General features: G+C 64.5%; 6 protein-coding genes and 2 pseudogenes. 2 read left to right on the top strand and 6 right to left on the bottom strand.

Features of this window, described 5'->3' with window-relative positions; all coding sequences use genetic code 11:
* Positions 1-190 (bottom strand): annotated as a pseudogene (locus ACIHCL_RS27845) (IS3 family transposase); the annotation flags it as partial.
* Between the two features lie 1,019 nt (positions 191-1,209).
* Here ACIHCL_RS27845 and ACIHCL_RS27840 point away from each other — a divergent pair.
* Together ACIHCL_RS27840 and ACIHCL_RS27835 are read left to right on the top strand one after the other, a co-directional pair.
* Positions 1,210-1,305, top strand: a pseudogene (locus tag ACIHCL_RS27840) (cold-shock protein); the annotation flags it as partial.
* A gap of 69 nt (positions 1,306-1,374) precedes the next feature.
* Positions 1,375-2,591, top strand: a protein-coding gene (locus ACIHCL_RS27835) for an IS3 family transposase (protein ID WP_399865987.1) whose coding sequence is annotated in 2 segments (ribosomal slippage) — positions 1,375-1,690 and positions 1,690-2,591 — 1,218 coding nt in all. Because the reading frame shifts where the segments join, the coding sequence is not laid out codon by codon here.
* Positions 2,592-2,872: 281 nt separating this feature from the next.
* On the opposite strand, the gene ACIHCL_RS27830 is transcribed toward ACIHCL_RS27835, so the two are convergent.
* The 5 genes from ACIHCL_RS27830 to ACIHCL_RS27810 form a co-directional block, all read right to left on the bottom strand.
* A complete protein-coding gene (locus ACIHCL_RS27830) occupies positions 2,873-4,276 on the bottom strand; it encodes a hypothetical protein (RefSeq protein WP_399865985.1) in 1,404 nt (467 codons plus the stop codon).
* Between the two features lie 524 nt (positions 4,277-4,800).
* Positions 4,801-5,205 (bottom strand): hypothetical protein, encoded by a 405-nt coding sequence (locus ACIHCL_RS27825; protein ID WP_399865984.1) that lies wholly within the window; start codon positions 5,203-5,205, stop codon positions 4,801-4,803.
* A gap of 560 nt (positions 5,206-5,765) precedes the next feature.
* On the bottom strand, positions 5,766-8,840 hold the full coding sequence (locus ACIHCL_RS27820) for a type I restriction endonuclease subunit R (protein WP_399865983.1): 3,075 nt from the start codon (positions 8,838-8,840) through the stop codon (positions 5,766-5,768).
* A 1-nt stretch (position 8,841) separates the two neighbouring features.
* Positions 8,842-10,113, bottom strand: a complete 1,272-nt coding sequence (locus ACIHCL_RS27815; protein WP_399865982.1) for a restriction endonuclease subunit S — start codon at positions 10,111-10,113, stop codon at positions 8,842-8,844.
* Entirely contained in the window at positions 10,106-11,620 is a 1,515-nt protein-coding gene (locus ACIHCL_RS27810) for an N-6 DNA methylase (RefSeq protein WP_399865980.1), read from the bottom strand. The genes ACIHCL_RS27815 and ACIHCL_RS27810 overlap by 8 nt, the downstream gene beginning before the upstream one ends.
* Positions 11,621-11,876 lie beyond the last annotated feature (256 nt).

Genomic DNA, 11,876 nt, shown 5'->3' with positions numbered 1-11,876 from the left:
CCGGCCGCGTCCCCGCATCGATCTCGTGCTGCTTCAGCCAGTTCCGCAGCGTCTCGCGGGAACCGATGCCGAGCTTGTCGGTGACCGCCTGCAGAACGGCCGTCTCATTCGGGTAGTCGCCGCGCACCTCGGCAACCATGCGCACCGCACGACGGCGGAGCTCAAGCGGGTAACGGGAAGGTCGTGCCATGACTCGATCCTTTCATGAAATCGAGTCTCCATTCGAACCGGGGCGGTTCACTTCCTCGTTTCCTCGGGCGATATCCACAACAGACCGGTCGGTGGATCAAGGCTTAGTCACCCCCACAGCCTTGCAGGCCGTATCCGCAGCGAGTACCCGATTTCCGCCGAGGACCGCCCTCCGCTTGACGGCTTAACTGCATGAGGTGTCTTCTCTGCGCCGGATCAATCAGGTAAAAAATGACTCGATTGACGACTCAGAAATGAGTAGATAGGATTCCGAAAAAGCATTGATAGGTGAATGAGGCGTCACTCGACAGGTAAGTGAAACGAGAAGACGCAGCTCGCAAGGGATCGACATGCGCCGAGAACCGAATCGACTCGACATGCTTTCAGACCACGGATATGCGTCGCCGCATCCGGCCAGCAGCCAGGACGTCACACGTGGCTCTCACGTACTGGATCCGCGCGGCGGCACCGATGACCTCTGACGCGCGGCACAGCACACAGGCGGATTCCGTGCACGAGATTCTCGTGCGGGATCTCGGGCCGGACTTCCACGGCTTCCGGGGCGAGGTCGACGGCAGAACCCTATGCATCGTGACGCCCGGAGCACTGAACGATCCTGCGGGCCAGCGCATTATGCGACAACTCGTGAAGCGTCAGGGCGGAAACTGCTCAGCATGCGCGAAGTGCCCCATAGGCCGGCACGCTTAGCAATTCAGGCGAGGCACGGCAGGACCGATGCCGTCGCGGGGTACTGCGCGATCGCGAGATATACCGCGTCCGTCGTATCCACTACTCCACAGCCGTCATCACCCTTGAGGTGGTGCCGGCTTCGCCCAGGACGAAGCCGGCATGAGGCGTTGGTGTTCGCACCCCCCTCGTAGCGTCGGAGCGCCCGACGGCGGTACCCCGGAGGCCAGTTGAGGCACCGCAGTCGTCAGCATCCGCCCGCTGGATCTGCCTTCGCGCGAAGCTGTGTATCTGACATGATCACTTTCGCCATATCAGTTTCCATGGAGGATCATGTTCGGCACGGTCAAGTGGTTCCAATCCACCAAGGGCTACGGTTTCATCACCCCGGACGACGAGTCAATCGACGACGTCTTCGTTCACGTCTCGGGCCTTTCCCCTTGAGCGTGGACACCTTGGGCACTGGACCTTGAGGGTCCAGAGGAAGAGATGTCACGCATGGTGATGAAGGTGTATTCGGCGGAGTTCAAGGCGGACGCTGTCGCGCTGTACCTGTCGGACCCGAAGAACACGTTCGAGGGCGTCGGCAAGGATCTGGGGATCAGTCGCGAGACGCTGCGCAACTGGGTGCGGGCCGAACGGGCCCGGACGGGCCGAGTGACGGGTACCAGCGGCTCGCCGCGGGCGGCACAGGCTGGCGAGGTAGCCTCCGACGATGTGCTGAAAGAAGAGAACAAGCAGCTCAGGGACCGGATCAGGGAGCTGGAGACGGAGCGGGAGATCCTGCGGAGGGCCGCGAAGTATTTCGCCGGCGAGACCAACTGGTGAGCCGTTTCCAGTTCGTTGAGGATCATCGCGGCGCCTTCGGCGTCAAGCGGCTGCGCCGGGTGCTGGAGGTCTCCAGGTCCGGGTTCTACCGGTGGCTGAAGGCCGCACCCGCCCGTCTGGCGCGGGCGCGGGATGATGCCCGCCTCGCGAGGCGGATCCGGGAGATCCACAAGGAGTCCGACGGAACCTACGGCATCCCGCGGGTCACGGCCGAGCTGAAGGCGGCCGGGATCGATGTGAACCACAAGCGCGTCGAGCGGGTGATGCGCCGGATCGGCGTCCAGGGCGTGCACCTGCGCAAGAAGGTCCGCACCACGGTCCCGGAGCCGGAGGCGGCCCCGGTGCCGGACCTGCTGCGGCGGGACTTCACCGCGGCCGAACCGAACACCAGGTATGTCGGTGACATCACCTATCTGCCCATCGGCGATGGTCAATTCCTCTATCTGGCAACGGTGTTGGACCTGCGTTCCAAGCGGCTTGCGGGCTGGTCGATCGCCGACCATATGCGCACCGAGCTGGTCACCGACGCGCTCGAAGCCGCCGCCCGCACCCGGGGCGGCAGCCTGGACGGGGCGATATTCCACAGCGACAACGGGGCCCAGTACGCGTCGAAGGAGTTCACGAGAGTGTGCCGTGAACTGGGGGTGACCCGCTCGCGCGGCGCGGTCGGCACCAGCGCGGACAACGCCGCTGCGGAGAGCTTCAACGCGACCTTGAAAAGGGAGACCCTGCAAGGGAAGAAGCGCTGGTCAGGTGCGCGTGAGGCCCGTCTCTCAGTGTTCCGGTGGGTCACCCGCTACAACACCAGACGCAGGCACTCAGGGCTTGGCTACATCAGCCCGATCGCCTTCGAACAGCGATCAGCTACGCTGGCCGCTGCCGCATAGCAAACGGTGTCCACGCTTCAGGGGAAGCTCCCGAGGTCCCGGAACCTGCACCGGGTGAAGAACAAGGCCCGCATACTGCGCGCGCTCTACGAACGGCTGGACCGGCTCCAGGGCACCGCACCCTCCGCGGAGACGACCGCAGTGGTCTCCCCCCTGATCGTCGCCCGGCGCCGCCTCCCCCGTCGGCTCCGGGCGACCCGCATGAGGCCCCCGGCGGCCCGCTCCACGCCAGCGGCCGCCGGGGGCTTCTTCCCTTGCGACGGGCGGCTTCCCCCCAGGGGTCAGGTGGCGGTGACGTCGGCGGGCCGGTTGCGTGGTGGGGTAGTGGTGAAGAAGGCGCGCAGGGGCTGGCTGATGTGGTTTTCGCGGCCTGTGCTGTGGACGGCAGCATCGAGCAGGGGCGCGAGGTCCTCGGTGCCGGAAGGGGTCAGGATGAGCCAGCGCAGGATGACCTGCAGTGTGAGGAGCCGGAGATTTCGCAGCTCTTTCAGTTTCTCCTCTTCTGTCTGGTCTTTGATCACGTCGCCGTGGACGTAAATGGATCGTGCCTTGTAAGCACGTCGGACGATGCCCTTGGCCTCTTCTTGGTGGTCACGGGTAAGAAAGAGTGCAGCCGCGCGGGAGAGGATGTTGGCGGTGATGCGCCCGCCTGTGTCGTTGGGGCTGATCAGCAGGGCTTCCAGGGCGATGACGTAGTCAAGGCGGAGTTCGTCAACCTCCGCCTCCCAGACGCCGTCGTCGTTGTAGGTGCGCTGGTAAGCGGCCAGGAGGTGCCGGGCTGCGCGTTCGATTCGCCGGGCACGCCGGTTGAGGATGCGCCGCTCGTGGGTCGCGCCTGCCATGACCGCGTCGATCTTCGCCGAGATCGCGGTGCAGAAGTCAGCCAGGGCCGGAAGATATTCGGCCGGGACATGGAAGGCTCCGGTGTCGCGGACCTCAACCTCCTCCTCTTTCCCGTACTGGCCTTCATAGACCTGGATGGTCGTCGGCACGTCTCTGGGGTTCAGATCGAAGCGGCGTCCGCGCGCAACGGTGAAGACCGAGTCCACCCGGAGAAGTTCGCTGTCCCACAACATCAGAGGAAGGAGTGCTTGCCAGTGCTGGGCTTCCGCACGCGGGCCGGTGAAGTCGAACCAGGTCGGACGACGCGTGACCGGATGGCCGGGATCAGGAACATGGAGAAACGGTGCGCCGCTGATCAGGTCGAGATCATGGCTCCGACGCTGCAGGACGTTCAGCGCAGGCATCGGGATCGTCTGATTGAGTTCGTCCGCAGTGAAGGTCTGCAAGGTGTGCCGCCCCAGCGGAATCCGTGTTCCCTGGGGGAAGGTGCCGTTGAGGAGCAGCCATCGCTCGGAGACCGGTGCCGGTCCAGTACAGAAGGTGACGAAGCTGTCCGCGACCTCGGAGACGGGAACCGGCACGCCCTGGGCAATGAGACGTGCCGCCTCACCCAGTCCCGACTCCTCCAACAGCGTTCGGGAGTTCGGGACCCAGTTTCCGTCGATCTTGGCGTAGAGGTCGGGGTGCTCTTCCCTAGGCGCTGCGGCGGCCACCTCTCTAACCACGTCCTCCCAGTGGGGCTGGAGCATCAGTACCACGATGGACTGGGGTGTTGGGGACAGACCGCCCGCGTACTCGAGCCACGACAACACGGCCTCACGCAGGGAGAGATGCTTGCTCATACGGCCTGAAAGTAGCGGCCCCAGTCGCATCTGGGCAGCAGTTTTCCAGCGGCGGAACCAGTAGCGACCGACCGCCGTTCGAGCAGCAGCTGACTACCACGTGACTCATACCTCGCAGCGTTGTTGAAGATCCCGCGCCAGGCGCCAAGGGGGTCTTCTCCCCCAAGGGGCCTCTGACGCATCCGAACCCAGCTCAGCAGACGCCGGTGACCCGCCCGAGGGCTTCGTAGTCGGTCACTGTCAGCACCTGCGCCTGGCTGACAGTGTCGCCGCCCTGTACGACGTGGGACGCGGCCGCGGCGCGGGTGCCCGCGGTCCTTGGGGGCGGTGCCAGCCGCCGGGGCCAACCTGCGCCAGGTGCCGATGGGTACCTGTCCCAGGATGACGGTGGAGAACTGCTCGCGGCCTTCCGGTCCCAGGGCGCTGAGGGTGGGATTGCCGTCGAAGATCACGTGCATGCGGACTATGGCGCAGGCCAGAGTCGGTGAGTCGGACCAAGTCCGGCAGCATCGTCTTCTTCATCGTCATCTGTTCCTTCCAAGGCGGTGGTGCGATGCCTGGTGAACCGGGTGTTCTCCAGGCCGGGCCGGACGTCGTGGCGGGTGCTGGCCCGCCCGGGGGACGGCGCGGAGATCGGACGTGGGTTCGGCGCAGGTGTGCGGTGATCTGCCCGAGGGCGAGCTGGGGCCGGCGGGGTCGACCCCGATCAGGGGGCGGCACTGCCAGGGGTCGGTGCGGACGGCATCCGGCAGGTAGACGCGTACAGCGCCGCCCCACGCACTCAGCCGGTCCAGCCGGTTCAACAACGCCCGGCCGGCCGCGTCGTCGGCCATGACCGCGATCTCCGCCAGTTCCCCGGCCTGTTCACGCAGCACGTCCACATCGAGCAGCAGCCGGCCATGGGCGTTGTGGGAGGTGGAGACGAGCACCAGCGGTCGGGGCCCGGGATGCGTCGAGAGCGCTCCACGAACGCGGCGGCCGCCTGAGCCTTGACCCTCACGTCAAGGGCCCCTTCCGGGGCTCTCTTTCGCCCCGGGCCAGCTGACCGACCAGCAGCGACCCGAGCTCGACTCTGCGAGGCTGGTAGCCATCGCTTCTCCGCTAGCATCCATGGCATGCGCCCTGTTTTGAGGCGTAAATGCCCTGCCCACGGTGCGCTCAGGCCGAGCGATGCAGCCTCGAACGACTGCACGCGCGGAATCCGAGTTGCGGTCGCCGTCCGCCCGATCCCGATGGAAGCGGTCCGCATCGGAGCCACCGTTACCGCCTCCATCGCCCTGCGTCGCGCAGGGATGGAGGATCAAGCCGATCAGCTCGTCCGAGCTACAGACGACAGCGACATCACGCTACGTCGTCCGCCTCGTCCACGTGCCCGGTCTCCGTACGCCAGGAATCCCGCAGTGACCGGCGCAACGTGTCTCGCCGATCACTGCCACGAGCGCGTCCCCTTAAGGCCGCCAAGCCGAGCCCTCGAAAGATCCTCGCGCCTCTAATAATTCTCCCGCACGTACTCGTACGTCCGGTCAAACAGCTCACCCTTGATCGGCAAGCTGTACTCCTTCAGAACGGAACGCAGCTCGCGACGGACACGTTTGTCGCCCGCGTCGCTCGCGCTCCAGCCGGCATAGGCGACCTCGACGACGATCGAGTCGATCCGCGAAACTATGTCGGGGACGATCTTGTGCAGTCCCGGTGGCGTGTTCTCCTCGACGATCTGGGTGAGCGCCCCGCGCTTGGGATCGGCCAGCCTGTCGAGCGCACTCTGGTCGCCCTGTTCCGCCGCCCGGTCCGCGGCGACCACATCTTGAGCGATCTTCAGCGCTTCCTCGAGGAACGCCAGCGAGTCCTCGACGTTCTCGATCGCCTTGGCACGGAGCTTCTCTATCCGCTCGGCCAGCGACCGGTATGCCGGACTCTCCGAATCCGCGAGCCGACGCCGCAGGCGCGCCTCGATGGAGTCGAGGACCTCCTGGTACACGTCATCAGACTTCGGCTCCGGCGTCTGCCGCTCGGAGAGCTTCAGCTGTTCGGCGATCTTCTTCACCAGTGCCAGGCCGGCAGCGTCGAGCGTGACTGTCTTCGACGGCATCGACTTCACGCCCACATCGGTCATGTGACCGTGAATCAGGCCAGTGGTCTTCGCGCCGAGACGCGCCCAGAGGAACGTCTTGGAGACGTCCTTGGGCCGGATCGACTCGTACACCTTCGCGAGCCAGAAGTACTGCCGCTTGAACGGCTGGAGCATCGGGTGCGGGTCGAGGAACTCCCACACGGTCTGCAGCGCGACATAGGTCTCGATAAAATCGGTGCGCTGCGCGCCGCCCTCGGGGATCCGCTCGTGGGCCTCGGCGAGCGACTCGAACGACGAGTCGCTGGTGTCGATGCCGTCGAACAGATACAGCAGACGAGTGAGGTCGGTGACGAACTTCCCCGCCAGCTTGGAAGCGTCCGTGACGTTGAGCTCGTCTTCGTCGCCGTCCTTCGCCTCCGGACCGGCAACAGCCTTGCCGATGGCCTTCGCGAGCCCGATGTAGTCGACGACCCGCCCGTAGTCCTTGCGCTGACCAGTGACAGGGTTCTTCCACGGGCGGTTGGGCCGCGTGATCGTCTGGAACAGGTTCGTGTCCTTGGCGGGCTTGTCGAGATACAGCACGCCTTCGATGGGCGCGTTGAAGCCGGTCATCCACTTCGCGGTGACGACGATGAACGACATCGGGTCGTCGACCTTCTTGAAGCGGCGCTTGAGCGCCTCCTCCTGCTCCGGAGTGAGCAGGTGCTTCTTGAACTCCTTCGGGGTCTCCTTGCTGTCGGCGACGTGCATCACCACGCCGACCTCGCGCATCCGCCCGTCCGACATGACGGCCTCGCGGCGCTCCAACTCGGCCTCGATTGCCTTGGTGTAGGCGATCACAAGGCGCTGGTTGTAGGCCACGACCTGGGCCTTCTGGCCCAGAGGCGCTACGAAGGTGAGGAAGTGGTCGACGATGTCTCTGCACACGGCAGCCACGCGCTCGGGGTTGGAGAGGATCGTCTCGATGTGAGAAGCCTTCCCCGACAGGAAGACCTTCTCCTCCTCGTCCAGGCCCTCCGCTGTGGCCAGCTCGTCGAAGGCCTCGTCCAGGGCCTCCTTGTCGAGGTTGAAACCGACGGCTCGGCCTTCCACGATCACCGGCTTGGTGAACCCATCGGCGATGGACTGCTCCGGTGTGTACCGCGACATCACGAAGTCCGGATCGTCAGGGTCACCGAACAGCTTGAACGTCGAACGGTCCTTGTCCTGGATCGCAGTACCCGTCGCCCCGAAGAACTTCGCGTTCGGCACCGCCGCGCGCCACGCGTCGCCGAACTTCCCCTCCTGCGAGCGGTGCGCCTCGTCAACGAGGACCACGATGTTCGACCGGTTGTTCAGATGGCCGGCCTCCGCGAACTTGTGCACCGTCGTGATGACGACACCGGGTTCACCGCTGCGCAGCAGAGCGTGCAGCTCGCGCCGGTTGCGGGGCACCGTCATCCGCGGCATGCCGGCGGTCTCGAACATCTCCGCCGTCTGCCGGACCAGATCCTTGCGGTCGGCGATCACGATGACCGTCGGCGCGCTCCCGAACTTCCCCGTCACCGCGTCGTCGCGCAGCAGACGGGCGGCGGCGAACGCCATGAGTTCGGTCTTGCCCGATCCCTGGTGATGCCAGATCAGTCCGCCTGGACGGCCTGCGAGCACCTTGGCGTGGATCGCCAGTGCCGCCTCGAACTGCGGGTAACGAGGCAAGAACTTGATGTCGACCTCGGAGGCGTCCCTAGCGTGACGGAACATCACCAGTTCCTTGAGGATCGGCAGGATCGTCTCCGGCCGCAGCAGCAAGCGCGCGGCCCGCTCGACGCGAGCCGGGCCCGTGACGGTCTTCGGGTCGTCCTCAGTGGATCCCCACGGGGCCCAGATCTCGGAGTCGGGGTCCGGCACCGCACGGATCGGGGCCATGCGGAACTCCAGGCCCTCAGTGGCGACGTTGAAGACGTTCGTCGCAAAGAAGTTCGGGTACTCCTCCTCGTACACGTCGTGAAGGTCCTTCGCGGCGTTGACCCATGAGACCTGATGCTTCACCGGTGTCTTGGTCTCGGCAACGACCAGCGGGAATCCGTTGACGTAGTAGACGATGTCGAACCGGCGCGGTTTGACAGCACCGTTGATGGTGACTTCGTCGGCGACAGTGAACCGGTTGTTGTTGAGGTCTTTGAAGTCGATCAGCCGACGAGGCACATGTCGGCCGTCGATCGTCGTGAACGAGTGGTCGCCACGAAGCATCACGGTCAGCCGCTCGTTGGCCGCGACGAGACCGTTGTGCGCATCGAGGACCGCCTGATTGAGCTCGTGCAGCACGAGGTCCGCCGACTCGGGGTCCTCGACCAGATCGGGGTTCAGCGCGAGCAACGCTTCACGCGCCCAGTCCTCGACGATGACGTCATGCTCATCACGCGGTAACGCGTCTCCCTGGAGACGCTCCCAGCCAGCCTCCTCCGCCCACTCCAGCAGTGAACGCTGAACAGTGCTCTCTTCCGTCCACCCCATATCAGGAAGCCTCCTTGAGCAGCGCGTCGTAGGACTCGGGAATCTCGATTTCCTGGTTGAGGAGGGAAGTCAGGAGCGCGGAGCGGAAGGCGCGAAGATTGGCGAGCTCGTCAGTAAACTTGTCGGCAGTGGATTCCATGGATCCCAAGACCTCGACGATCTCCCGCTGTTCGCCTGGGCTGGGAACAGGAAAATCGAAGTCTTCAATATCTCGCTTAGTGATATTGGGATCTTTACGGGAACTTGCTGCCACGAGTCGCCACTTCGGGCGGCCAGCCTTCAAAGCGTGATGCAAGAACGAGGGGAGTACATCTTCTCGCAGATCCGTGATGGCGCTGATAGCTTGGTTGGTCGTCGACTCGACACCAAGACGGGCAGTCCTACCGATCTGGGCGAATCCTCCGTACATCGCCACCAAAACTGTGCCGGCAGGGAGTAGCCGAACCGATGATTCTGAGAACCCTGCGTCTGTGATGCACTCATCCGTCTTCGTGATCACACGCTCATTGAGGTCGCCAGTCTTCACCCACGGGATCGAGCCTCCATCGAAGTACCGAGCTTTCTCGGATCGGCGAGGGGTAGCGCCAGAGCGCACAACTGACACATCGCCGATCTCCTCGCTCCGCCAACCTGCAGGAAGTCGATCCTTCCACGTGAGGGGCGTGTGTGAATCGACACTTTCACTTTCCCATGCCCCACTAAAACCCACCGTGAGCAACGCAAGTCGGGCTCGCCGTACCGCCTCGACAGCGAGCTCCCGTTCCAGGCTTACGGACTCGATATGCGCATTTACGGCAGCGATAACATCGACAATGCGGCGCTGCTCCGACAAGGACGGGCGAGCGACTTCAATCGTCAAGAAGTCAGCGGGCTTGACCCGTTCACGCCTGCCACCCATTCCGGTCGACAACGCCTGCAGTTGCTCCCACAGTCGTTTTGTGGTCGTAAGGAGTCGGAAGAATTCGGGAAGCATTCGCTCGCTGCACGTGAACGTCGGAAACTCTTGCGACGCGTAGACCTCACCCAGATCGTTCGGAGCAACGGTGATCGCTCCTTCGAAGGCTTTCAAGCGGCTGTAGATGATCTGGTTTGGACGGATGCGATTCAGCGTCTTGTACGAGGTCTCATCGCCAGCGATCGGGTCCCGGAACAACAGGCCCCGACCGCGGTTCAAGACACCGACGATGTCATAGGGGGCCGTCGCCACGACCGGAACCGCGTCGACGTCCAGCGCGATGACCTCGTCGAGCCGGACCCGCTCCCACTCACTCACTGGACACCCCGAACACGCTCAGGTCGACGCCTGCCGCTGCGAGCCGCTCGAACATGGCAGCCTCGGTGTCGATGCGATGTTGCCGGGCGTCGGCATACGCCACGAGCGCGGTGCCCAAATCGGCGGCCTCTTCTGCAGCGACCTTGATGTAGCGGCCGATGTTCAGGTCGAAGCCGTTCTGCTCGATCTCCTCGAACGGCACCAGCCGGACGTTCGCACCACCCTCACCGTCTGGGTCGCTGCCTGTCTGGTACGCCTCGGTGAGAGCCCCGACGTCATCCTCAGACATGCGGTTCTGCTTCTTGCCCTTGACGAACCGGGCCGAGCCGTCAATGAAGAGGACGTGCTCCTTGCGTTCGTCAGGCTTCTGGTCGCGGAAGATCAGCAGGCACGCCGGGATCGACGTCGAGTAGAAGAGGTTGGGCGGCAGCCCGACGACGGCTTCCAGAAGATCCTTCCCAATGAGGCCCTGGCGGATATTCGCCTCCGCACCTCCGCGGAACAGCACGCCATGGGGCATCACCACACCGACGCGGCCGGATACCGGCTTCATCGACGAGACCATGTGCTGGACGAAGGCGAAGTCGCCGTTCTTCGCCGGCGGAACGCCGCAGATGGCTCGCGGGTCCGAGGACCAGCGGTCCGCTCCCCAATTCGCCAGCGAGAAGGGCGGGTTGGCGATCACGGCATCGAACTGACGGACCGCACCAGAGGTGTCCTTGAACGCCGGAGCGCGGAGGGTGTCTCCGCGCTTGATGTCGAAGTCCTCGATCTCGTGCAGGAACAGGTTCATCCTTGCGATCGAGGCCGTCGTCAGGTTGATCTCCTGGCCGTACGCCCTGAGCGTGCGATGGTCCTTGCCGGACTCGCGCAGCTGGTTGATCGTCGCGACCAGCATGCCGCCCGAACCGCAGGACGGGTCGTAGACGGACTCGCCCGGCTCAGGCTGGAGGATCCCGACGAGCAGGTTCACGACCTCACGGGGTGTGAAGAACTCGCCAGCCTTCTTGCCCGACTCGTCGGCGAAGTTCTTCAGCAAGTACTCGTAGCCCGCACCGAGCAGGTCGTGCGAGACCGTCGACGGGTCGAGTCTGATCTTGTTGAACGCCTGGATGAGCCCCAGCAGGGCCGACTCCGGGATGCGCTCCTTGTTGCCCCACGAGGCATCGCCGAAGACGCCAGCGAGCGAGCGGGGGTTGGCCATTTCGATCCGCTGGAAGGTCTTCGCGATCTCCGCGCCCAGGTTGGTGACCTTCTCGGTGACCTCGCTCCACAGCGTGCCCTCAGGCAACTCGAACCGGTGGAAGTCGGCCTCGATCTCGTCGTCGAGGTCGTCCCCGTACTCATCGAACGCCGCGTCGTGCTCGTGGACCCAGGTGTCGCTGATCCACTTCCAGAACAGCATCGGGAAGACGTAGGTCTTGAAGTCAGCGGGGTCGACGGGGCCGCGGAGCGCGTTCGCGGCGTCCCACAGCCGGGATTCGAGCTCGTGCTGGGTGATCGTCACAGAGATGAGGTCCTTCGTTGAAGACGGTGCCTCGATTATGGCGGAGGGCGCTGACATCTCGGGAGGCCGATACGGCAGGCAGCAGCGACCAGCAGACGATGACCAGTGCCCACGCTCCGAACCGAGCATGATCACAGACACACTGAGACTGGATCTCTGCGCCTCCGCATCTGAGTCACAGCGTACGAGACGGGCCTTCCCCTCGGAGCTGAACATCAAAGGCTCAGACCCACGGAACGGGCCCTCGCGACCGGGT

The organism is Streptomyces sp. NPDC052042 (genome assembly GCF_044548345.1).
In the GTDB taxonomy this organism is placed as follows: Bacteria; Actinomycetota; Actinomycetes; order Streptomycetales; family Streptomycetaceae; genus Streptomyces.
The sequence above is the reverse complement of the archived record's forward strand: the minus strand, read 5'-3'. Positions and strand labels throughout refer to the sequence as shown.

What these genes read in the sequence shown, in the direction of transcription:
- ACIHCL_RS27830 (WP_399865985.1), bottom strand. Translation starts at nt 4,276, where the DNA reads ATGAGCAAGCATCTCTCCCTGCGTGAGGCCGTGTTGTCGTGGCTCGAG.
- ACIHCL_RS27820 (WP_399865983.1), bottom strand. Translation starts at nt 8,840, where the DNA reads ATGGGGTGGACGGAAGAGAGCACTGTTCAGCGTTCACTGCTGGAGTGG.